The following is a 21,377-nucleotide window of genomic DNA, read 5'->3' as shown; positions in this document are numbered from 1 at the left end:
TCGGTGTCCGTTCGCCGCCAGCGTCGGACCCGCGCGGCCGCTGGGATGGGTGCATGACTTCTCAGGGAAACATGAACGGCAGGGTGGCCCTCGTGACCGGTGGCAGCCGGGGCATCGGGGCCGCGACGGCGTTGCGCCTGGCCCGCGAGGGTGCGGACGTGGCCGTCACCTACGTGAGCGGCAAGGAGGCCGCGGAGGACGTCGTACGGGGTGTCGAGGCGCTCGGGCGCCGGGGGCTGGCGCTGTGCGCGGACGCCGCCGACCCGGCGGCGTCCGGCTCGGCGGCCGACCGGGTCGTCGCGGAGTTCGGGCGGCTCGACGTCCTCGTCAACAACGCCGGGGTCGGTGTGCTCGGGCCGCTGGAGTCCCTGTCCCTGGCGGACGTGGACCGGGTGCTCGACGTGAATGTCCGGGGGGTCTTCCTGGCCTCCCGGTCCGCCGCACCGCACCTCGGGGACGGCGGGCGGATCATCACGATCGGGAGCTGCATGGCACAGCGGGTCCCCGGCCCCGGGGGAACGCTCTACGCGATGAGCAAGTCCGCGCTGATCGGCCTGACCAAGGCACTCGCGCGGGAACTGGGCGCCCGCGGGATCACCGCCAACATCGTCCATCCCGGCCCCGTCGACACGGACATGAATCCGGCGGACGGCCCGTACGCCCCGGGCCAGAGCGCGATGACCGCCGTGGGCCGCTTCGCCGTCGCCGAGGAGGTCGCGTCGATGGTCGCGTATCTGGCGGGGAGCGAGGCGGGGTACGTGACGGGGGCGGAGTTCGCGGTGGACGGAGGGCACGCGGCCTAGCAGGGCACGCGGCCTAGCAGGGCACGGGAGCGGGCCGGCCGTCGCGGGCGGTGGCGGGCGGGGAGGCAGGCCGGGCACGGTGGGCGGTCCCCGCACGCCGGAAGGCGCTGCGGGCGCTGTGGGCCAGGGGGTGCTGCGGGCGGTCCCTGCCTGCCGTGCCGGGGCCCTCGTCAGGAGTGCGAGGGTCCCGGCACGGCCCCGGCCCCGAACCTGGACCGGCCGGGGCCCGACGGCTCAGCCGCCCAGTTCCTGGTGCCGTGCCGTCAGCGCCGCCGCCCCCTCCTGCGTGAGGGAGCCGAAGAGACGCAGGCGGGAGATGCCGCCGTCCGGGAAGATGTCCACGCGCGCGTGCGTGCCGACGGCGGGTACGGCGAGCGTGAAGCGGTGGTCGGTGTCGGGCTGGAGACGGGTGCGGGGCAGGATCTCCGTCCACTCCCCCGCGTCGCCCTCGTCGTCGTTCCGCACCGACACCGACGCCCATCCGGCGCTGTTGCCCTTCAGATACGCGGTGTCGATCCCGATGGCGCGGATCTCGGACCGGGCGACGAGGCGGTAGCGGATCCAGTCGTTGCCGTGGTCGCGTCGCCGGCGGGTCTCCCAGCCGTCGTCCATCTTGCGCGAGCGTCCGGGCTGGATGGTGTTGGTGGCGGGTGAGTAGAAGAGGTCGGAGGCGTCCTCGACCTGTCCGCCGTTCTCCAGGGCGACGACGTCGAAGGTGCCGAGGGCGGACAGCCAGTGCGGGTCGGCCACGACCTCGCCGTGGACCCGCAGCCGCGCGATGCCCCCGTCGGGGTGCTGGTTGACACGCAGGTGGGTGAAGCGCTGCTCCACGGAGACGGCGAATCCGTTGGCTGCGTGACCGCCGACCGGGGTACGCGGTACGAGGGTCGTCCACTTCACGTCGGGCGCGAGGAGTTCCTCCGGAGAGGGCGAACCGGGTACCGAGGCGCCTTCGACCGACACCGCCTGCGGGTAGTTGCCGCGGAAGTGTGCCGTGTCGACGACGATCCCGCGGACGACACCGGGGGCGCCGAGGCGCACCAGGGCCCAGTCGTGGTCCTCGGCGGTCGGCCACGGGTGCTCGGCCGAGACGCCGCGGCGCCGTCGGGTCTCCCACCCGTCCATGATCTTGCCCTTGTGGCCGAAGCGCTCGGGGTCGAACTCGGCGGCCCCGGGCAGGAGGAGGTTCTCGCGCTGGGCGAAGAACTCGTCGTTGGCGGCGACGACGCCCGCGCCGAGTCGCCGGTCCGCCAGGTCGGCGTACCGGGTGAACGGGAAGTCGGCGGTGCGGTAGTCCGCGTACGGGTCGCCGCCTCCGTAGGGGTTCGCGTCTCCGGTGAAGCTCTGGGTCGCCGTCACGGTGATCAGGGGTTCCTTTCGGGAGTCGGCCGCCGCGGGGCGGGGGATCAGGTCGTACGGGTCAGCAGCCGGCCCTTCGGGTCGGTGAACTCGCCGTCCGCGAAGACGCGTTCGCCGCGCAGCCACGTCGACTTCACGACGCCGCTCAAAGTCCTGCCCGCGTACGCCGTCACCCGGTTGCGGTGCTGCAGCGCGGCGGGGTCGACGGTGAAGGTCTCGTCGGGGGCGAACACCGCGAAGTCGGCGTCGCGGCCCGCCTCGACGGCGCCCTTGCGGTCGTCCAGGCCGATCAGGTGTGCCGTACGGGAGGACATCCAGCGGACCACGTCCTCCAGGCCGTGGCCGCGCCTGCGGGCCTCGGTCCAGACGGCGGACAGGCTCAGCTGGAGGCCGGAGATGCCACCCCACGCGGTCGCGAAGTCGTCCGTCTTGAGGTCGGCGGTCGACGGCGAGTGGTCGGTGACCACGCAGTCGATCGTGCCGTCGGCCAGCGCCCGCCACAGCAGGTCCTGGTTGGCAGCCTCGCGAATGGGCGGGCAGCACTTGAACTCGCTGGCGCCGTCCGGGACTTCCTCGGCCGTCAGGGTGAGGTAGTGCGGGCAGGTCTCCACCGTGAGCCGGACGCCGTCCGCCTTGGCCGCGGCGATCAGCGGGAGCGCGTCGCTCGACGACAGGTGCAGCACGTGCACCCGCGCGTCGAGGCGCCTGGCCTGGGCGACGAGGCTCTCGACGGCGGTGTCCTCCGCGTCACGGGGGCGCGAGGCGAGGAAGTCGGCATAGTCGGGGCCGCCCTTCTGCGGGGCGGCGGCCAGGTGGTGCGGGTCCTCGGCGTGCACGATCAGCAGGCCGCCGAAGCCGGCGATCTCGGCGAGGGAGCGGGCGAGTTGCTCCTGGTCCAGTTCCGGGAACTCCTTGACCCCGGACGGCGAGAGGAAGGCCTTGAACCCGAAGACACCGGCGTCGTACAGGGGGCGCAGGTCCTCGACGTTGCCGGGCAGCGCACCGCCCCAGAAGCCGACGTCGACGTGCGCCCTGGAGCGGGCGACCTCCTGCTTCGTACGGAGGCCGGCGACCGTCGTCGTCGGCGGGAGGGAGTTGAGCGGCATGTCGATCAGGGTGGTGATGCCGCCGGCGGCCGCGGCGCGTGTCGCCGTCCAGAAGCCCTCCCACTCGGTGCGGCCGGGGTCGTTCACATGGACGTGGGTGTCGACGAGGCCGGGCAGCAGGACGTCGTCGCCGAAGTCCTCGAACCGGGCACCGGACGGCACCTCGGCGTCGTACGGCAGCACGGCCGTGATCTTCCCCGCGGCGACCGCGACCGAAGCGGCGCGTGTCCCTTCGGGAGTGATGACACGCGTCGAGCGCAGCACCAGTTCGGCATCGGACACCCGGACCCCTCTCTCCGCCGCCGTCGACTCCCGTTGCCGCAGGGTTGCTTCCGCGTAACGGAATTCAACTTTCTGTTGAAGAAGTCTTCACTCCGGCCCCCGCGCCGTCAAGGGCCCTCTTCTCCACCCTCCTCCACACCCGGCCCGCTCCGGCACCCGACGTGCTCGACAGGGGAAGTTTCCGCAACGTGAAATAGAGCTTCCGGTGAGCAGAATGTGGCCGTACCTTACCCGGCAGCCGATCGGCTGCCGGGTAGGCTGCGTCTCTGCCCGCCCGCCACCTGCCGCTCCTCGAGATTTCTTCGGGTCATCCCGCTCGATTCCGCGCCCCGAAAGGACCGCCGCCGTGCCGCCGTCCAGCGCCAGCACCACCGACGCCCGATCGTCCGCCGCCAGTGGCGGCGTCCAGTCCCTCGAGCGTGCCTTCGATCTGCTGGAGCGCATGGCGGACGCCGGGGGCGAGGTCGGTCTGAGCGAGCTCTCCGCGAGCAGCGGGTTGCCGCTGCCCACCATTCACCGGCTGATGCGCACCCTCGTGGCCTGCGGATACGTACGCCAGCAGGCCAACCGCCGGTACGCGCTCGGTCCCCGTCTGATCCGCCTCGGCGAGTCCGCCTCCCGGCTCCTCGGCACCTGGGCCCGCCCCTATCTGGCGCGGCTGGTGGAGGAGACCGGCGAGACCGCGAACATGGCGCTGCTCGACGGGGACGAGATCGTCTACGTCGCCCAGGTGCCCTCCAAGCACTCGATGCGCATGTTCACCGAGGTGGGCCGCCGGGTGCTGCCGCACTCCACGGGTGTCGGCAAGGCCCTGCTGGCGCACACCCCGGACGACGAGGTGCGCGCGCTGCTCGCCCGCACGGGGATGCCCGCCGCGACGGAGAAGACGATCACCACGCCGGACGGCTTCCTCGCCGCGCTCGACGAGGTGCGCCGGACCGGCTACGCGGTCGACGACAACGAGCAGGAGATCGGCGTCCGCTGCCTCGCCGTCTCCGTGCCCGACTCCCCGACCGCCGCCGCGATCTCGATCTCCGGCCCGGCCGGCCGGGTCACCGAGGCCGCCACCGAGAAGATCGTGCCGGTGCTCCAGCAGGTCGCGGCCGAGCTGTCGGAGGCCCTGGCCAGTTCGGGTCCGGGTGCCGGCTGACCGAGGGCCGACTCACTCCGTTCCACTCCGCCCCCGCCCCACCCCGCCTCGGGGACACCCGTTCCACGGCCGGCTCACCGCGTCCCGGGCGCCGTGACGGGTGCCGCCAGGCGGCCGTCCGTCATCTCCCGCACCGCGTCCGCCTCGCCGAGGCGGGCGCGGTCGTGTGTCACCAGGACGGTCGCCGTGGCGCGTTCACGGGTCAGCCGGAGCAGCAGGTCGAGCACCGCCGCGCCGCGTTCGTGGTCGAGTGCGCTGGTCGGCTCGTCGACGAGGAGCACCGACGGCTCGTTGACCAGCGCGCGGGCGATGTTCACCCGCTGGCGCTGACCGCCGGACAGCTGGTGGGGGCGCCGGTGCGCGAGGTCCCCGAGTCCGACCGCGGCGAGCAACTCCCTGGCTCGCCGGGTCACTTGGCGGCGCCCGTCCAGGTGACCCATCACCTGGAGCTGCTCCAGCACGGTCAGCGAGGGCAGCAGGTTCGGCTGCTGGAACACGATCCCGATCTCACGCCGCCGCAGGACCGCCCGCTCGGCGGGGGTGAGCGACCGCGTCTCCGTACCGCCGACCAGCACGCGCCCGCAGTCCGGGGCGACCAGGGTCGCGGCGACCGCGAGAAGGCTGGACTTGCCGGACCCGGAGGGGCCCACGACGGCCGTCATCGTTCCGGCCGGAACCCGGAGGCCGACGCCGTCGAGGGCGGTCAGACGACCGTCGCCGTCGGGATAGGTGAGGGTGATGTCTTCAAGGGTCAGGCTCATCAGACGCTCTCCTGCACTCCGGTCTCCTGCACTCCGGTCTCCTGCACTCCGGTCTCCTGCACTCCGGTCTCCTGCACTCCGGTCTCCTGCACTCCGGCCTTCTGCGATTTGGTCTCCCGCTTTCCGCTCTCCCGCCCTCATCGGACGCCCGCCAGCGCGGTCAGCGGGTCGACGGCGGTGATCCGGCGGACGGACAGACCCGCGCCGAGCGCCCCGAGAGCGATCGTCACGGCGGCGGGTCCGAGCACGGTCGGCCCGTCCAGGGCGAACGGCACGTCGCCGCCCCGCACGAGGGCGCCTGCTCCGGCGGCGAGCCCGGTACCGAGCAGCGTCCCGGCGGTGAGCATGAACACCGCCTGGCCGAGCGCGTCGCGCAGCAGGTACGGCGTGGAGGCGCCCAGCGCCTTCAGGACGGCGATGTCGGGCGCCCGCTGGATCGTCCAGACGGTGAAGAACGCCCCGGTGACGAGTGCCGAGATGACGAAGAGGAAACCGCGCATGAGCTGGAGCGAGCCGTTCTCGGCCTGATAGGAGCCGATGGCGGTGAGGGCGTCGGTCCTGGTGAAGGTCTTCGTGCCCGCGGCACGGTCGGCCGCCCGCAGGTCGGCGCCGTCGGTACGCAGGGCGATCACGGTCGCCGGACCGGAGAAGCAGGTCCAGACGACGGGGGTGTGGCTGTACGAGGCCCGGCCGGCCACGGCCGCGACGGTCAGTTCGGCGCCGCCGAGCCGTACCCGCTCCCCCGGTCCCACCCCCAGCGCGGCGGCGGCCTTCTCGGACAGCACGGCACGGCCGGGGGCCACCCCCGGCGGGGCGATGCCCGAGCCCGGCCGCACGGCGAACGAGGACACCGCGGCCGTACGGCTCCCGGCGGCCGCGTTCAGCGTGCGGACGCCGATCGGCTCGGCGGAGGTGACGCCGGGCCTGCCGGCCCAGGTCTCCAGGGCACGATCGGACACCCGCGCGCCGGTGAAGGACACGGGCTGCCCGGCCGCCGGCGCGGCGAAGGCGAGGTGGTCGGCGGGCAGGGCGGTGACCGCCGAGGTGTTCTCCTCGGCGAGCCCGGCGGTCAGCCCGGACAGCAGCCCCACGAGCAGGGTGATCAGTACGACCACGGCTCCCATCAGGGCGAACCGCCCCTTGGCGAACCGGAGGTCTCTCCATGCGACGAACATGCCTCGACCCTGCCGCCCGGACGGTGTCCGGGGCATCGCTCCGGCGCATGCTTCACCCCGGCCGAAGGAGGGGCGCCCGGATCACCGGGGGTCGCACCGGGCGGGACCGGAGGACGGACCGCTCGGCCACGCGGGGGCGGCGCCGCGCCGACGAAGGGAGCAGCCCTCTTTCAACCTTTCGGTTGACCGGGGCCGGCCCTGCCCCGCCTACCCTGGAACGACCATGAATGTCCGCCGCCGCTCCCCCGTCGTCGCCGTCCTGCGGCTGTGCCTGTACGTCCTGCTCGCGGGCCTCCTCCTGCTGACCGCCGTCCGTTCCGGGGACACCGGGCATCCGACGGCGGTCGTCCTGTCGGTCCTCGTGACGGGCGCGGTCCTCGCTGCGGGCGCGGTCTCCCCGGCGGTGCACCGCTCACGGCGGGCGGCCGCACTGTGGGTGGCCGGCCTCAGCGCGAGCTGGCTGGTGCTGGTCGCGCTCTCGCCGGACGGCCTGTGGGTGGCGTTCCCGCTCTACTTCCTGCAGCTGCACCTGCTGCCGGTGCGCTGGAGCCTGCCCGCGGTCGCCCTGACCGCCGGGGCGGCCGTCGCGAGCTTCGTGGCGCACGGCGCGCCCCTCACGCCCGGCGCGTTCATCGGCCCGCTGCTCGGGGCGGGGGTCGCGGTCGCCACGGTCCTCGGGTACGAGGCGCTGTACCGGGAGAGCGAGCGCCGCCGCGAGCTGATCGAGGAGCTCGTCGCCACCCGTGCCGAGCTGGCCGAGGCCGAACGCGCGGCGGGCACGCTCGCCGAGCGGGAACGGCTCGCCCGCGAGATCCACGACACGCTCGCGCAGGGCCTGTCCAGCATCCAGCTGTTGATGCGAGCCGCGCAGCGTCTGCTGCCCGCCGGTTCCCCGGCCGCCCCGCATCTGGAGCAGGCCCGCGCGACCGCGCAGGACAACCTCGCCGAGGCCCGCCGCTTCGTCCGCGCGCTCACGCCTCCCGATCTGGAACGCGGCTCGCTGGCCGCCGCGCTGGAACGGCTGTGCCGGTCGGCCGCCGTGGACACGCCGAAGGTCCACTTCTCGACGAGCGGGCCCCCGGACGAGCTGCCGACCCCGTACGAGGTGGCCCTGCTGCGGATCGCGCAGTCGGCGCTCGCCAACGCGCTGCGCCACGCGCACGCGGATCGCGTGGAGATCACGCTCAGCTTCATGGACACCTCGGTCGCCCTGGACGTGGTGGACGACGGCACCGGCTTCACCCCCGGCGGCGTGCGCCCGGGCGGGGACCGTACGGGCCGGGAGCGGGCGGACGGGCATCCGGCGGACCGGGTGCGGGCGGACCAGGAGCGGGCGGACCGGGCCCGTAAGGCCGAGGACGGCTCGGAGGGCGACAGCGGGGACGGCGGCTTCGGGCTTCCCGCGATGCGCTCGCGCGCACGGTCGCTGGGCGGGACGTTCACCGTCGAGTCGGCGCCCGGACAGGGCACGGCGGTGGCGGTCACGCTGCCACTGCCCGCCACCACGGAACCGCGCGGGACGGCACCGGGGACAGCGCTGGAGACCACGTCCGGGACCGATACCGGGACCAGGGCCGGGACCGGGACCAGGACTGGGAACAGGGTCGGGACCGAAACCGGGACCGGGACCAGGGTCGGGACCGAAACCGGGACCGGGACCAGGGTCGGGACCGAAACCGGGACCGGGACCAGGGTCGGGACCGAAACCGGGACCGGGACGGGGACCGAGACCGGGGCCAGGTCCGGGGCCGAGACCGGGGCCGAGACCGGGGCCGGGACCGAAACCGGGTCTGGGGCCGAGACCGAAACCGGGGCCAGGACCGAAACCGGGTCTGGGGCCGGGTCCAAGGCCGGGTCCAGGGCCGGGGCCGAGACCGGAGCCGGGGCCGGGGCCGCATCCGAGACCGGGTTCGGGATCAGGTTCGGCTCCGGGGCCGGGACCGGAGCCCGTCCTGGGGCCGGGACCAACGCCGGGACCGGGGCCGAGGCCGCGTCTGCCGACGCCGTCCGGCTCGGGCCCGCACGCGCCGGGGGGACCCGGACATGACCGTCCGCCTGCTGCTCGCGGACGACCACCCCGTCGTCCGCGCCGGACTGCGCGCGGTGCTGTCCGCGGAGCCCGACTTCGAGATCGTCGCGGAGGCGGCGACGGCGGAGGCCGCGGTGGAGCGGGCCGGGGCCGACGACGTGGACGTCGTCCTCATGGACCTCCAGTTCGGCACCGGGATGCACGGGGCGGAGGCCACGGCGGCCATCACCGCACGTCCCGGCGCACCCCGGGTCCTCGTGCTGACCACGTACGACACCGACGCGGACATCCTCGCCGCGGTCGAGGCGGGCGCCTGCGGCTACCTCCTCAAGGACGCCCCTCCCGAGGAGCTCTCCGCGGCCGTGCGCACCGCCGCGTCGGGTCACTCGGCGCTCGCCCCGAAGGTCGCCGACCGGCTCATGGACCGCATGCGCACTCCGGCCGCCGCCCTCAGCCGCCGGGAACTGGAGGTCCTCGAACTGGTCAAGGACGGGCTGTCCAACCAGCAGATCAGCAAGAAGCTGTTCCTGAGCCAGGCGACCGTGAAGTCCCATCTGGTGCACATCTACGCGAAGTTGGGTGTGGACTCCCGCACCTCGGCCGTGGCCGCGGCCACCGAGCGGGGTGTCATCCGCAGAGGACGCTGAGGGGGCCGGGAGGGCTTCCGCGGAGGACGCCGAGGGAGGTCAGCGCCGGCTGCGGTGCGGGGGCTCCCCGAAGAGTTCGACCGCGCTGCGGACGTCCGCGAGACGGGTCGCGAGAGCGCTCACCGAGCCGATCGCGCCCGCGACCAGGAGGAGCGAACGGCGCAGCCGGGGGATCTCCGGGGCACCTCCGGCGGCCATCGCGGCGAGGGACGCGAGCTCGTCCTCGGCGATCCCCCGATCGGCGAACTCGACCGGATGCACGGCGAGTTCACGGCGCAGCCGGGCGACGGCGGTACGCAGTTCCGCCACCCTCGGATCCTCGTCGCTGCCCGTCACCGGCCTCTGCCCCAAGCTCCGCAGCACAGCTCTCCCCCTCGCGCGCCGTTGTGCGTCAATCCCGCCCATGGCGGCTTCAGCTCCCCGTGACGGTGGTCGGGCGCCGGGGGACGCGGGCCAGTAAACGCCACCTGGTGCGCCGGGCGCCACCGCGCGGACCGAAATTCAGCCCGCCGACACCGCGGTGCCGGTCCGGGTTCCGGGGCGGGCTCCGGCCCGGTCGGGTATGCAGGGGACATGACGGAGAACAAGGACGAGGTGGCGGGCCTGGTGCTGGCGGCCGGAGGCGGACGGCGCCTCGGGGGCCGCCCGAAGGCACTGCTGCCCCACCGGGGGCGCCCGCTCGTCGAACACGCGGTGGGGGTGCTGCGCGCCGGCGGCTGCGCCCGCGTCCATGTCGTCCTCGGCGCGCGGGCCGACGCCGTACGGGATCAGGCGTCGCTCGCCGGGTGCGTCCTCGTGGACAACCCCCGCTGGGAGGAGGGCATGGGCTCCTCGCTGCGGGCCGGGCTCGGCTCGCTGGCGGGCTCGGGGGCGCGGGCCGCGCTGGTGTCGCTGGTGGACCAGCCCGGGATCGGCCCCGAGGCGGTGGCGCGGGTGCTGGCCGCGTACGCCTCCCCGTCGACGCTCGCCGCGGCGGCCTACGACGGTGAACGCGGTCATCCGGTGCTCTTCGGGGCCGGTCACTGGGCCGGGATCGCGGCGACGGCCACCGGCGACCGGGGAGCGCGCGCCTATCTGCTGGCCCACGCGGACGCGGTCACGCTCGTCGAGTGCGGGGACGTGGCACGGGCGTACGACATCGACACGGAGGCCGACCTGGTCCACCTCGAGTGAACGGGGTGGCACCGAGCGCCACCCCGCGTCGGCATGGAGAATCTCGATGTCAACAAACCATTGAACTTCCACCATGAGGAAATTAATATCCACTGATCAGAAGCGTCGTGCCGGACCGCAGCGCGCCGAAGGCGCCCGACGCCCTCGCCGCGTGCCGCGGCACCGGGTGCCAGGCGCGGTGGCGCCGTCCGTGGTTCGCTCGTTCGACCGGCATGCGGCGCACCCGCAGGACCCGTACACGACTCGCCCGTCGTCCACGGCCCGCCCGTAAGCAGATCGCCCGCACGTAGTTCGCTGAAGGAAGTGACAGCTCATGTCCGCACCAGCGCCGTCCCCGCTGGCCATCGTCGACGCCGAGTCCCTGCCCCGGCAGGAGGAGGTCCTCACCGAAGCGGCCCTCGCCTTCGTGGCCGAGCTGCACCGGCTGTTCACGCCCCGCCGTGACGAGCTCCTCGCCCGGCGCGCGGAGCGGCGCGCCGAGATCGCCCGCACCTCCACGCTCGACTTCCTCCCGGAGACGGCCGCGATCCGGGCGGACGACTCCTGGAGGGTGGCCCCGGCTCCGGCCGCGCTCGAGGACCGCCGGGTCGAGATCACCGGCCCCACCGACCGCAAGATGACGATCAACGCCCTCAACTCCGGCGCCCGGGTCTGGCTCGCGGACTTCGAGGACGCCTCGGCGCCCACCTGGGAGAACGTGGTCACCGGTCAGCTCAATCTGATCGACGCGTACACCCGGAGCATCGACTTCACCGACCCCGGCTCCGGCAAGTCGTACGCCCTCAAGGCGGATGCCGAGCTCGCGACCGTCGTGATGCGGCCGCGCGGCTGGCATCTGAACGAACGTCACCTCGTCGCCGCCGACGGCACCTCCGTGCCCGGCGCGCTCGTCGACTTCGGTCTCTACTTCTTCCACAACGCGCAGCGGCTGCTCGACCTCGGCAAGGGCCCCTACTTCTACCTGCCCAAGACCGAGTCCCATCTCGAAGCCCGCCTGTGGAACGACGTGTTCGTCTTCGCGCAGGACTACGTCGGCGTGCCGCAGGGAACGGTCCGCGCGACCGTCCTGATCGAGACGATCACGGCCGCGTACGAGATGGACGAGATCCTCTACGAACTCCGCGACCACGCCTCCGGGTTGAACGCCGGCCGCTGGGACTATCTCTTCTCCATCGTCAAGAACTTCCGGGACGGAGGGACCAAGTTCGTCCTGCCGGACCGCAACGCGGTCACGATGACGGCCCCGTTCATGCGGGCGTACACCGAACTCCTCGTCCGCACCTGCCACAAGCGGGGTGCTCACGCGATCGGCGGCATGGCCGCGTTCATCCCCTCGCGGCGCGACGAGGAGGTCAACAAGGTCGCCTTCGAGAAGGTCAAGGCCGACAAGGACCGTGAGGCGGGCGACGGCTTCGACGGCTCCTGGGTGGCCCATCCCGACCTGGTCCCGATCGCGATGGCCTCCTTCGACGCCGTTCTCGGCGACCGGCCCAACCAGAAGGACCGGCTGCGCGAGGACGTGTCGGTCGCGGCCGGTGACCTCATCGCCGTCGACTCGCTCGATGCGCGGCCGACGTACGACGGTCTGGTCAACGCCGTGCAGGTCGGCATCCGTTACATCGAGGCCTGGCTGCGCGGCCTGGGCGCGGTCGCCATCTTCAACCTCATGGAGGACGCCGCCACCGCCGAGATCTCGCGCTCGCAGATCTGGCAGTGGATCAACGCGGGGGTCGTCTTCGAGCACGACGGCCGGACCGTGGCGGCCACCCCGGAGCTGGCCCGTGAGATCGCCGCGCGCGAACTCGCCGGCATCCGCGCCGGGATCGGCGAGGAGGCCTTCGCGGCCGGCCGCTGGCAGCAGGCGCACGACCTGCTCCTCGAGGTCGCCCTCGACGAGGACTACGTGGACTTCCTCACGCTGCCCGCGTACGAGCAGCTGAGGGGCTGACCCGGTTCACTCCGCCGTCCGGTCCGAGTGGCCCAGGGATCTCTCCGGGGCCACTCGGTCGCGTACCAGCCGCTTGACCGCGGTCGGCTCGGGGAAGCCCTGCTCGCGGCGGTCCCAGACCACCTCGTCGTTGACCCGGACGACGAAGACGCCGCCGGTGCCCGGTTTCAGGGACAGCTCGTCGAGTTCCGCCTCGAAGGTGGTGAGCAGTTCCTGGGCCAGCCAGGCCGCGCGGGGCAGCCAGCGGCACTGGGTGCAGTACTCGATCTGGACCCGCTGGACGTCCGTCATCCCAGATGCACCGACCAATCCTGTTCCGCCGCCGGTTTGCCGTGCAGGTCGGGGACGCGTTTGAGCCAGCTCGGGCGGCCCCGCTGGGTCCGCTCCGCGCGGTCGGCGTCCTCGGCCGCGAGCTGTTCGCGACTCGGGAAGTCCGTGGGGAGCCAGGCCGCGGAGGCGCGGACACGGGCGAGGAGATAGCCGACGTACGCCTCGCGGACCGCGTCGGGGCTCGCGAAGCCCGGCTCGTCCGTGAGCCAGGCGTCGGGCACCTGCGCCAGCACCGTGCGCAGCAGCTCCCCGGTGACCTTCGGCGCCAGTTCGGCGTCGGCCGCGCGGGTGTCCGGGCCGTGGCCGCCGAGCGCGTGGCTCCTGAAGTCGTAGGCCTTCTCCGGCGCCGAGGCGTCCCAGCGGTGGTGGAAGACGAGTGCGGCGCCGTGGTCGATCAGCCACAGGCGCGGCGGCGCGATCCCGAGGGTGGGCCAGATCATCAGGTTCGAGCTGTGCACCGTGCGGTCCACGTTGACCGTGAGGGCGTCCAGCCAGATCACCCTGCCCGCTTCCAGCGGGTCGACCGGGAAGGTCCGTGCGACCTCGGGGGTGAAGTCCTTCGCGCCCGGGAGGTAGTCCATGCCGAGGTTGAGCCCGGCGCTGGCCCGGAGCAGGTCCTGGACCTCCTGATGGGGTTCGTGCCCGCCGACGGCCGGGTCGAAGCGGACGAGGACCAGTTCGGGGAAGCGCAGCCCGAGGGCCCGGGCCAGCTCACCGACGATGATCTCGGCGACCAGCGCCTTGTGGCCCTGGGCGGCCCCCGTGAACTTCACGACATAGGTCCCCAGGTCGTCGGCCTCGACGACTCCGGGCACGGAGCCGCCGGAGTGCAGGGGCGCGACGTAGCGGGTGGCAGCGACCGTCCTCAGCATGTTCCAGAGCCCCACGGTTCTTTCGTCTTGCGTTCCACGACAGGTTCCAACGCGATGCGACCCCGGGAATACTCCCCGATCGGTCCGCGGAAGCAGCGCGGGCCCGGTTTTCCGCACCGAGCCGGCCGGGCGGGCCGGGCCGGGCGGGAGATCCGGTGTCATGGCCCGGCCAATGGATTCGGCAGCGGTACATAGCGGGCGGCGGCGCCGTCCGCGTCGGTCCAGCGGAGCAGCAGGTTGGTCTTGCCCGGGAGAGTGGGCGAGGAGAGCAGCGCGGCGGTCTCGGGGAGGTCGTGGTCCGCGCCCCGGCGGTGGAGTTCCCGTCGTACGGCGGGCCAGGGGTCCGTTCCGGGGAACCGTTCGGCGAGGAGGGCGGCCAGCTCGGAGAGGTGGTTGACGATCAGGCAGTAGACGAGCCGTTCCCAGCCGGCCGCACGCGTCACCCCCGGCAGCAGTTTCACGCCTTCCGCGTCCCGGAACAGGGCCTGGACCGGCATGCCGTCCGCGTCCACGGCCACCAGCGTGTTCTGCAGATGGGCCTCGACGACGACTCCGTGGCGGGCGAACGCCTCCAGCACCGGGGGCACCACCTGGCGGAGGTAGGCGGCCCACCAGTCGGCGGGGTCGGTGAGCCGGTCGAGCGGGCTGCCGTCGAAGCCCTCGACGAGGGCGGCGGCGAGCAGCGGGGTGGCGCCGGGAACGAGGTGGCCGCGCAGCCCGTCGCGGACCAGGACGGCGAGTTCCTCGAAGGCGAAGCCGGCGGTGCGCCAGCCGCGGTCGCTCAGCCAGGCGGCGGGCCCGTCCTGCGCGGCGAACGCGGCGGCGGTGGCCGCGTCGGTGGCCCGCGCCTTCAGCAGGTCGTGCCGCCACAGCCGGCGGATGTCGTTGGTGATGCGGACGTCGAGGCTGAACTTGAGGAACAGGTCGTCCTCGGGAGCGTGGAGCGTGCGCACGGCGGCCGTCGGCCACAGCGGGCGGGCGGTCGGCCCGAGGCGCAGGAGGCGGCCGTCCGCGAAGGCGTCCCGGATCGCCGGACTCGCGCCGGTCAGGGCCAGCTGCCAGGGGTGGGCGGGCAGCAGCCGGTACCCGGCGGGAGCCCGGCCCAGGGTGTCGAGCGCCCGTGTGTCGCCCTCCTCGACGACCGCGTCCTCGCGCACGGCGAGCAGTTCCAGCGGGAAGCGGGTGTACGCCTCGGGTGCGTACGGCAGCCAGCCGGCGGCCGGGCCGCCGCCGCGTGTCTTGGGTGCCGGGTGGTACGGGTGCCCCATGATCAGGGACTGTTCGGAGCGCAGGTACGGGTCCTCGGGCGGCGTCGTACGGGCGCGGGCGCGCAGCAGGGCCGCGACCACGTCCCGGCTGTCGGTCATCTCCGCGGGCAGCCGGGTGTTGTCCACGCCGGTGAACAGGCGCAGTTCGTCCGCGGCGAGGGCGACCAGCTCCCGGTGCGTGAGCCGGTGCCAGGCCCCGTCGGCGTACACCTCGGGTGCGAAGGGGCGCCGGGTCCCCCGCGTGCGCAGCTCCCGGCCGCTCGCGCGCAGCCGGTGGACGCCCGGCCGCCCCGTGGGCTCCGCCAGTTCGCGAAGGAGACAATTGAGCAACGGCGCGGCGGCGTACGCGTCGGCGGCCTCGTCCGTGTCGCCCGCGGTGAGCTGGGGGAACACGGTCGGCTTGAAGTCCACGCGATCCATCCGGTCCATTCGATTCATACGGTGCACTGGTGATCAGTATCTCCGCCGCGGCGGAGGATCACGACGCAGTCCCCGTACCCAAGGAGCCCGCCCGTGCCCCGTTCCTCAACGCCCGACACCGAGGCCGCGTTCGCCGAGGAGCTGAGCGTCGTACGCCCCGGGCTGTCGGTGCCGTACGCGCGGGCTCTGCCCGGTGCCCGGGCCGCGGTGCTGACCCGGCTGTGGCGTGCGCTGGCGTACGAGCCGCTGCCGTGGATCGCGGGGCGTGACGCGGACCGGGAGCACCTCACGATCCGTCTGGCGGACGGCCGCCGGCTGCGCGGGCCGCGCCCCGACCCGTACGCCACGTCCGCCTACGTCACCGAAGTGCGGCTCGGCGAGCGGGAGTACGACCGTCCGGAGAAGCTCGTGGAAGCGCTCGGCGTGCCGCACGGTGGTTCCTTCTCGGCCGAACTCGGGGACAGCGTGGCCTCCTTGGCGCTGTCGCGGGCGGACCGGACGTCCGCCGGCGTGCCCGGGCCGTCCGCGCAGAGCTGGGCGTGGGAGCAGCGGATCGTCGACGGGCACCCGTATCACCCCAACTGCCGTGCGCGGCCGGGTTTCTCGGTGGCCGAGCAGCTCGCGTACGGGCCGGAGCACCGGACGTCGGTGCGGCTGGGTCTGGTGGCGGTGGACGACGCCCTCGTCACGGGCGAGTGGCCGAAGTGGCTGCGGGACGGGGAGCGGGTGCTGATCCCGGTGCACCCCTGGCAGGTCGCCCATGTGCTGGACGTGCCGGTCCAGGAGGGTTTCGCCGCCCGCCCGTTGATGTCCCTGCGCACCCTGGCGGTGCCGGAGGGGCCGCATGTGAAGACGGCGCTGAGCGCACGGCTGACCTCGTCGGTGCGGGACATCTCGGTGTACTCGGTGCGGACGGCGGACACGGTCTCGGCGTTCATGGAGGAGATGACGGCCCGCCTGGGCGCGCCGCTGCACATCACCCGCACCCTCGGCGCGGCCACCGCCGGTTCCCCCGATCTCGCGGCGGTGGTGCGGGAGTCGCCGGACGGGTACGCGGGCGAGGACGAGCGGTGTGTCCCGGTGGCCGCGCTCGCCCTGACCGGCCTGCCCGGAAAGGCAGCCTGGCTGGCCGAGTTCACCCGGCTCGTCCTCACCGTGGGGTTGCGGCTGCTGGAGCTCGGAGTGGCCCTGGAGGCGCACGGCCAGAACCTGCTCGTGATCCTCGACCGGGCGGACTCCCCCGTCCGGCTCGTCTACCGCGACCTGGCCGACATCCGGGTGAGCCCGGCCCGGCTGGCCCGCCACGGCGTCCCGGTCCCGGAGGTGTCCGGGCGCATCGTGACCGACGACGAGAGGGCCCTGCGCCGCAAACTCTTCGGTTCCCTCGTCGGCGGCGCGCTGGGCGCGACGGCGGGTTCGGCGGCCGCCCTGCGCGAGGCGCTCGCGAGTGCCGCGCCGGAGCTCCCGCGCACCGCGGACCTCTCCGCGCTCCTCGGCGAGCCGCTCCCCACCAAGGCGCTGACTCTGATGCGGCTGTCCCCCGGCACCCCCGGTGACCTGTGGACACTGCTTCCTCAGCCGCTCGCCGGAGCCGGCCCGTCCTGACGCGGGACACCTCTCGTTTTTACGATCGGCACCTTTGATCAATAGGATCCGCCGATGATCACAAGACAACGGCTGGCGGCGGGCGCCTGCGCCCTGCTCGCCTTCCTGGCCGCCGGGATCGCCTTCCCGGCCGGGGCGGTCGCCGACGAAACCACGGCGCTGGCGCCCAAGGTCGAACTCCTGCTGGACGTCAGCGGTTCGATGCGGGCCCGGGACATCGACGGCGAGTCGCGGATGTCCGCGGCGAAGCAGGCGTTCAACGAAGTACTCGACGCGACGCCACAGGAGGTCCAGCTCGGCATCCGCACCCTCGGCGCCAACTATTCGGGGGACGACCGCAAGACGGGCTGCAAGGACACGGCCCAGCTGTACCCGGTGGGGACGCTGGACCGCACCGAGGCCAAGACCGCGGTCGCGACCCTCAGCCCGACCGGCTGGACCCCGATAGGCCCCGCGCTGCTCAAAGCGGCCGACGACCTCCAGGGCGGTGAGGGCACCCGTCGCATCGTGCTGATCAGCGACGGCGAGGACACCTGCCAGCCGCTCGACCCGTGCCAGGTGGCCCGTGAGATCGCGGCCAAGGGCATCGACCTGACCATCGACACCCTGGGCCTGGTGCCCGATGTCAAGGTCAGCAAGCAGCTGAGCTGCATCGCCGAGGCCACGGGTGGCACGTACACCTCGGTGGAGCACAAGGAGCAGCTCAGCGACCGCGTCAACCAGTTGGTGGACCGCGCCGCCGATCCGGTCGTCAAGCCGGTGGCCGTGCAGGGCGCCGACTCGTGCACCGGGGCTCCCACCGTCAAGTCGGGCATCTACACCGACCGTGAGGAGTTCGCCCAGCACCGCTGGTACCGGGTGGAGGTCGCGCCCGGCAAGGAGCTGCGCGCCTCGGTGAGCATCGCGGCCGACCGCCAGGTCAACCCCGACTACGGGGTGCTGCTGCGTGCCGTGACCGTGCACGGCCGGGAGATCGTGCGCGGCGAGTCGGCCGGGAACGGCCGCACCGACGTCGTCTCGACCGGTCTGCGCTACCCGAAGGCCGAGAGCGACGACGAGAACGCGCCCGCCGAGATCGTGTGTCTGCAGGTGTCCAACTCGTTCTCGGCCGCATCCGGTGTGAAGACCACGCCCGGTATGCCGCTGGAACTGACGGTCGACGTCGTCGCCGGTCCCGACCAGGCGGGTGACGTGGCCTCCTTCGGCCTCGGACGCGGCTGGTGGCTGCTCGGCGCCCTGGTGCTGACCGGCTTCCTCGCGGGTCTGCTGTGGGGCTGGATCTCTCGCTGGCGGTTCTCGGTCTGGAGGACCAACTGATGCGTATCCGACGTGTACTGAGCACGGCCGCCCTCCTCGCGGGCGCCGTCGCGGCGCCCGCGCTGCTCGGCGCGGCCGCCTCCCCGGCTCTCGCCGACTCCACGCCGTCCGCGAGCCCCTCGGGCGACGACTCCACGCCCACCGAGGCCGGTACGTCGTTCCGTACGGCGACCGAGATCGAGCAGGGCGTGCAGGCCACGGCCGGCGCCTCCACGGGTGACTACCTGTACTGGCAGTTCCCCGCGGACGCCGGGCAGCGGCCCACCGTGAAGGCGACGGTGAAGCTGCCCGAGGCGTCCAGGCGCGCCGGCGCCGAGACCTGGCAGATCGACGTGTACGACGGGCTGCGGCGCCGTCAGGCCTGCCAGTACGGGGCGCAGACCCGTACGGCGGGGGCGGACGCGTCCTCCGTGGAACTGTCCTGCACCCTGCGCACCGTGCGTGCCTGGTCGGAGACCTGGGCCAACGACCCGTTGCCGGGCACCTATTACGTCCGGCTGACCGCCACCGGTCTCGGGGCGGCCGATCTGGGTCTGCCCATGAGCACGCAACTCCAGGTGGACTCCAAGGACATCGGCGGTTCGGCGGCGGTCGACGGCTCGCTCGCCAAGCCGTTGGTCCCGGGCATCGCCACCGCCGAGAACCCCGAGAAGGACGGTTCCGACGACGTCACGGACGACAGCTCCGGCTCGAAGACGGCGACGCTGTCCTCGCTGCGGCCCGACACCTCCGGCTGGTGGTCCGACCGCTGGGTGTGGACCGGCATCGGCGGCATCCTCGCGGCCCTCGCCGGCATCTGGGGATACTCGCTGACGCGGGGCAGGGGACGCCCGTCCCGGATTCCGCCGGGCGCCTGACCCTCAGGCCGTGGACCGAGGCCCGCGCCGCTCCCTGACGGGAGCGGCGCGGGCCTCTCGCTTTCCGCGCGCGGCACGACGGGGCCGTACGCGGCACGACGGGTCCCTGCACGGCGTGACGGGCCCGTGCGCGGTACGACGGGCCATGCGCGGCGCCACGGGCCGCGCGCGGTCGGCAGGCCCGCGCGGGGCACGACGGGCCCGTGCGCGGGCGGGGTCCGAAGCGGGCGACCCCGCCGCGCAGTCCCGGGTGCGCGCCCGTGCCGGCGGTGTCACGCCTCGCGGAGCGCCTTGGCGAGCGGTCCGTCGCCCGTCACGTCGACGCGTCCCTCGCGCAGCGCGTCGAGCAGCGTCACCGTGCCCCGGTTCAGGGCCTCGCGCGTCCGCGCGTCCGGCGCCAGCCGGGCGTCCGGTTCCCGCGGGGCGGGCCCGTCCCCGTAGAGCGGCCCTTCCCCGGCGCCCAGCCACACATGGAACAGGCCTTCGTCCAGGCGGACTTCGATCAGCCCCTCCCCCGACCCGGCGGCGCCCAGCCCGCGCAGCAGCGGCAGCGCGAACCAGTGGGCCCGTACGGCGTCGGTGGGCCGCCGCTCGCCCAGCGCGGGCGCGCCCCACTCCCCCAGCGCCTGCAGGACGGGCAGCAGATCCCTTCCACGGCCGGTGAGTTCGTACACGTAGGCCGCGCCCGGAGGCGGCAGGCGCCGGCGGGTGGCCAGTCCGTCGCGCTCCATGTCCTTGAGCCGGGAGGCGAGGACGTCGGTGCTGACACCCGGCAGATCGGCGTGCAGATCGGTGTAGCGGCGCGGTCCGCCGAGCAGTTCGCGGACGATCAGGAGGGTCCACCGGTCTCCGACGGCGTCGAGGGCACGGGCTGCGGAACAGTACTGGTCGTAGCTTCGGCGCGGTGGCATGCGATGCAGTCTAGCTATCTTGTTGGACTTTCCAAGCTCCCACTTGGTAAAACCAAGCAACACCACAACCGGAGGGCGCAGCGCATGGAGTTCCGGCAGTCGAGCAAACTCAGCGAGGTCTGTTACGAGATCCGCGGCCCGGTGATCGAGCACGCCGACGCACTGGAGGCGGCGGGCCACAGCGTGCTGCGCCTCAATACCGGCAACCCGGCCCTCTTCGGTTTCGAGGCGCCGGAGGAGATCCTCCAGGACATGATCCGGATGCTGCCCCGGGCGCACGGCTACACCGACTCGCGCGGCATCCTGTCCGCCCGCCGGGCCGTGGCCCAGCGCTACCAGGACCGGGGTCTGGACGTCGGCGTGGACGACGTCTTCCTCGGCAACGGCGTCTCGGAACTGATCTCCATGGCCGTGCAGGCCCTGGTCGAGGACGGCGACGAAGTCCTGATCCCCGCACCGGACTTCCCGCTCTGGACGGCCGTCACCACCCTCGCCGGCGGCAAGGCGGTGCACTACCTGTGCGACGAACAGTCCGACTGGTACCCGGACCTGGACGACATGGCGGCGAAGATCACCGACCGCACCCGGGCGGTCGTCATCATCAACCCCAACAACCCGACGGGCGCGGTCTATCCGAAGGAGATCGTCGAGGGCATCCTCGATCTCGCCCGCCGGCACGGTCTGATGGTGTTCGCGGACGAGATCTACGACCAGATCCTCTACGACGACGAGGTGCACCACTCGGCCGCGGCCCTCGCCCCCGACCTGGTGGTCCTCACCTTCTGCGGGCTGTCCAAGACCTACCGCGTGGCCGGCTTCCGTTCCGGCTGGCTGGTCGTCACGGGCCCCAAGCAGCACGCGCGCAGCTATCTGGAGGGGCTGACGATGCTGGCCTCGATGCGGCTGTGCGCCAACGCCCCCGCGCAGTACGCCATCCAGGCCGCGCTCGGCGGCCGCCAGTCGATCCACGAGCTGACCGCGCCCGGCGGCCGGCTCCGGGAACAGCGCGACCGGGCCTGGGAGAAGCTCAACGAGATCCCCGGCATCTCGTGCGTCAAACCCAAGGGCGCGCTGTACGCGTTCCCGCGCATCGACCCCGCCGTGCATCCGATCCACGACGACGAGAAGTTCGTCCTCGACCTGCTGCTGCGCGAGAAGATCCAGGTCGTCCAGGGCACCGGCTTCAACTGGCCGCGCCCGGACCACTTCCGGATCCTCACGCTCCCGCACGCCGACGACCTGGACGCGGCGATCAGCCGGATCGGGCGGTTCCTGAGCGGGTACCGGCAGGAGAAGGGCTGAGACACCGGTGGGCCGGCCGAGGAGCCGAGCCCCGGGTGGGCCGACCGGAGGACCCGGTGCTG

General features: G+C 73.2%; 18 protein-coding genes and 1 pseudogene. 10 read left to right on the top strand and 9 right to left on the bottom strand.

Annotated features, from left to right (window positions below):
• Nucleotides 1–53 precede the first annotated feature (53 nt).
• A complete protein-coding gene (locus ACH4S8_RS15660; RefSeq protein ID WP_398394039.1) occupies nt 54–803 on the top strand; it encodes a 3-oxoacyl-ACP reductase family protein in 750 nt (249 codons plus the stop codon).
• 234 nt (nt 804–1,037) lie between these two features.
• On the opposite strand, the gene alc is transcribed toward ACH4S8_RS15660, so the two are convergent.
• Together alc and allB are read right to left on the bottom strand one after the other, a co-directional pair.
• On the bottom strand, nt 1,038–2,162 hold the full coding sequence (gene alc / locus ACH4S8_RS15655) for an allantoicase (RefSeq protein ID WP_398394037.1): 1,125 nt from the start codon (nt 2,160–2,162) through the stop codon (nt 1,038–1,040).
• A gap of 47 nt (nt 2,163–2,209) precedes the next feature.
• On the bottom strand, nt 2,210–3,550 hold the full coding sequence (gene allB / locus ACH4S8_RS15650) for an allantoinase AllB (RefSeq protein ID WP_398394035.1): 1,341 nt from the start codon (nt 3,548–3,550) through the stop codon (nt 2,210–2,212).
• 346 nt (nt 3,551–3,896) lie between these two features.
• Between allB and ACH4S8_RS15645 the strand changes: the two genes are divergently transcribed.
• Nucleotides 3,897–4,700 (top strand): IclR family transcriptional regulator, encoded by an 804-nt coding sequence (locus tag ACH4S8_RS15645; protein WP_398394033.1) that lies wholly within the window; start codon nt 3,897–3,899, stop codon nt 4,698–4,700.
• A 74-nt stretch (nt 4,701–4,774) separates the two neighbouring features.
• Here ACH4S8_RS15645 and ACH4S8_RS15640 read toward each other — a convergent pair whose 3' ends face one another.
• On the bottom strand, nt 4,775–5,461 hold the full coding sequence (locus ACH4S8_RS15640; RefSeq protein ID WP_398394030.1) for an ABC transporter ATP-binding protein: 687 nt from the start codon (nt 5,459–5,461) through the stop codon (nt 4,775–4,777).
• A gap of 137 nt (nt 5,462–5,598) precedes the next feature.
• The gene (locus tag ACH4S8_RS15635; RefSeq protein WP_398394028.1) at nt 5,599–6,636 is read right to left on the bottom strand and encodes an FtsX-like permease family protein; all 1,038 of its coding nucleotides are present in this window, start codon (nt 6,634–6,636) and stop codon (nt 5,599–5,601) included.
• A 223-nt stretch (nt 6,637–6,859) separates the two neighbouring features.
• On the opposite strand from ACH4S8_RS15635, the pseudogene ACH4S8_RS15630 reads away from it, so the two are divergent.
• Together ACH4S8_RS15630 and ACH4S8_RS15625 are read left to right on the top strand one after the other, a co-directional pair.
• Nucleotides 6,860–8,134: pseudogene (locus ACH4S8_RS15630) on the top strand (sensor histidine kinase); the annotation flags it as partial.
• Nucleotides 8,135–8,679: 545 nt separating this feature from the next.
• The gene (locus ACH4S8_RS15625) at nt 8,680–9,312 is read left to right on the top strand and encodes a response regulator (protein WP_398394026.1); all 633 of its coding nucleotides are present in this window, start codon (nt 8,680–8,682) and stop codon (nt 9,310–9,312) included.
• 39 nt (nt 9,313–9,351) lie between these two features.
• On the opposite strand, the gene ACH4S8_RS15620 is transcribed toward ACH4S8_RS15625, so the two are convergent.
• On the bottom strand, nt 9,352–9,675 hold the full coding sequence (locus tag ACH4S8_RS15620) for a DUF5955 family protein (RefSeq protein WP_398394024.1): 324 nt from the start codon (nt 9,673–9,675) through the stop codon (nt 9,352–9,354).
• A 210-nt stretch (nt 9,676–9,885) separates the two neighbouring features.
• Here ACH4S8_RS15620 and ACH4S8_RS15615 point away from each other — a divergent pair, with 210 nt between their 5' ends.
• Both ACH4S8_RS15615 and aceB read left to right on the top strand, forming a co-directional pair.
• On the top strand, nt 9,886–10,485 hold the full coding sequence (locus tag ACH4S8_RS15615) for an NTP transferase domain-containing protein (protein ID WP_398394022.1): 600 nt from the start codon (nt 9,886–9,888) through the stop codon (nt 10,483–10,485).
• Between the two features lie 313 nt (nt 10,486–10,798).
• Nucleotides 10,799–12,433 (top strand): malate synthase A, encoded by a 1,635-nt coding sequence (gene aceB, locus ACH4S8_RS15610; protein ID WP_398394020.1) that lies wholly within the window; start codon nt 10,799–10,801, stop codon nt 12,431–12,433.
• 6 nt (nt 12,434–12,439) lie between these two features.
• Here the strand turns inward: aceB and ACH4S8_RS15605 are convergent, their stop codons facing one another.
• From ACH4S8_RS15605 to ACH4S8_RS15595, 3 genes are all read right to left on the bottom strand, one after another.
• Nucleotides 12,440–12,724 (bottom strand): SelT/SelW/SelH family protein, encoded by a 285-nt coding sequence (locus tag ACH4S8_RS15605; protein ID WP_398394018.1) that lies wholly within the window; start codon nt 12,722–12,724, stop codon nt 12,440–12,442.
• Entirely contained in the window at nt 12,721–13,635 is a 915-nt protein-coding gene (locus ACH4S8_RS15600; protein ID WP_398394127.1) for a HipA family kinase, read from the bottom strand. Before ACH4S8_RS15600 ends, ACH4S8_RS15605 begins: the two co-directional genes overlap by 4 nt.
• Before the next feature lie 158 nt (nt 13,636–13,793).
• The gene (locus tag ACH4S8_RS15595) at nt 13,794–15,332 is read right to left on the bottom strand and encodes an IucA/IucC family protein (protein WP_398394016.1); all 1,539 of its coding nucleotides are present in this window, start codon (nt 15,330–15,332) and stop codon (nt 13,794–13,796) included.
• Between the two features lie 84 nt (nt 15,333–15,416).
• On the opposite strand from ACH4S8_RS15595, the gene ACH4S8_RS15590 reads away from it, so the two are divergent.
• From ACH4S8_RS15590 to ACH4S8_RS15580, 3 genes are read left to right on the top strand one after another with little or no spacing between them, the layout of a single operon-like run.
• Nucleotides 15,417–16,928 (top strand): IucA/IucC family protein, encoded by a 1,512-nt coding sequence (locus ACH4S8_RS15590; protein WP_398394014.1) that lies wholly within the window; start codon nt 15,417–15,419, stop codon nt 16,926–16,928.
• Between the two features lie 54 nt (nt 16,929–16,982).
• Nucleotides 16,983–18,245: a VWA domain-containing protein gene (locus tag ACH4S8_RS15585; RefSeq protein ID WP_398394012.1), complete on the top strand. Its 1,263-nt coding sequence runs from the start codon at nt 16,983–16,985 to the stop codon at nt 18,243–18,245.
• Nucleotides 18,245–19,102: a hypothetical protein gene (locus ACH4S8_RS15580; RefSeq protein WP_398394010.1), complete on the top strand. Its 858-nt coding sequence runs from the start codon at nt 18,245–18,247 to the stop codon at nt 19,100–19,102. Before ACH4S8_RS15585 ends, ACH4S8_RS15580 begins: the two co-directional genes overlap by 1 nt.
• Before the next feature lie 272 nt (nt 19,103–19,374).
• On the opposite strand, the gene ACH4S8_RS15575 is transcribed toward ACH4S8_RS15580, so the two are convergent.
• Nucleotides 19,375–20,013 carry a winged helix-turn-helix transcriptional regulator gene (locus ACH4S8_RS15575; RefSeq protein WP_398394008.1) on the bottom strand — a complete coding sequence of 213 codons (639 nt, stop codon included), beginning with the start codon at nt 20,011–20,013 and terminating at the stop codon, nt 19,375–19,377.
• A gap of 84 nt (nt 20,014–20,097) precedes the next feature.
• Between ACH4S8_RS15575 and ACH4S8_RS15570 the strand changes: the two genes are divergently transcribed.
• Nucleotides 20,098–21,315: a pyridoxal phosphate-dependent aminotransferase gene (locus tag ACH4S8_RS15570; protein ID WP_398394006.1), complete on the top strand. Its 1,218-nt coding sequence runs from the start codon at nt 20,098–20,100 to the stop codon at nt 21,313–21,315.
• Nucleotides 21,316–21,377 lie beyond the last annotated feature (62 nt).

The sequence above is a fragment of the Streptomyces sp. NPDC021080 genome, from assembly GCF_044333225.1.
Lineage (GTDB): Bacteria > Actinomycetota > Actinomycetes > Streptomycetales > Streptomycetaceae > Streptomyces.
The sequence above is the reverse complement of the archived record's forward strand: the minus strand, read 5'-3'. Positions and strand labels throughout refer to the sequence as shown.

What these genes read in the sequence shown, in the direction of transcription:
- ACH4S8_RS15605 (WP_398394018.1), bottom strand. Translation starts at nt 12,724, where the DNA reads ATGACGGACGTCCAGCGGGTCCAGATCGAGTACTGCACCCAGTGCCGC.
- ACH4S8_RS15575 (WP_398394008.1), bottom strand. Translation starts at nt 20,013, where the DNA reads ATGCCACCGCGCCGAAGCTACGACCAGTACTGTTCCGCAGCCCGTGCC.
- aceB (WP_398394020.1), top strand. Translation starts at nt 10,799, where the DNA reads ATGTCCGCACCAGCGCCGTCCCCGCTGGCCATCGTCGACGCCGAGTCC.
- ACH4S8_RS15615 (WP_398394022.1), top strand. Translation starts at nt 9,886, where the DNA reads ATGACGGAGAACAAGGACGAGGTGGCGGGCCTGGTGCTGGCGGCCGGA.
- ACH4S8_RS15635 (WP_398394028.1), bottom strand. Translation starts at nt 6,636, where the DNA reads ATGTTCGTCGCATGGAGAGACCTCCGGTTCGCCAAGGGGCGGTTCGCC.
- ACH4S8_RS15660 (WP_398394039.1), top strand. Translation starts at nt 54, where the DNA reads ATGACTTCTCAGGGAAACATGAACGGCAGGGTGGCCCTCGTGACCGGT.
- ACH4S8_RS15640 (WP_398394030.1), bottom strand. Translation starts at nt 5,461, where the DNA reads ATGAGCCTGACCCTTGAAGACATCACCCTCACCTATCCCGACGGCGAC.
- ACH4S8_RS15585 (WP_398394012.1), top strand. Translation starts at nt 16,983, where the DNA reads ATGATCACAAGACAACGGCTGGCGGCGGGCGCCTGCGCCCTGCTCGCC.
- ACH4S8_RS15595 (WP_398394016.1), bottom strand. Translation starts at nt 15,332, where the DNA reads ATGGACCGGATGGATCGCGTGGACTTCAAGCCGACCGTGTTCCCCCAG.
- ACH4S8_RS15570 (WP_398394006.1), top strand. Translation starts at nt 20,098, where the DNA reads ATGGAGTTCCGGCAGTCGAGCAAACTCAGCGAGGTCTGTTACGAGATC.
- ACH4S8_RS15600 (WP_398394127.1), bottom strand. Translation starts at nt 13,635, where the DNA reads ATGCTGAGGACGGTCGCTGCCACCCGCTACGTCGCGCCCCTGCACTCC.
- ACH4S8_RS15580 (WP_398394010.1), top strand. Translation starts at nt 18,245, where the DNA reads ATGCGTATCCGACGTGTACTGAGCACGGCCGCCCTCCTCGCGGGCGCC.
- ACH4S8_RS15625 (WP_398394026.1), top strand. Translation starts at nt 8,680, where the DNA reads ATGACCGTCCGCCTGCTGCTCGCGGACGACCACCCCGTCGTCCGCGCC.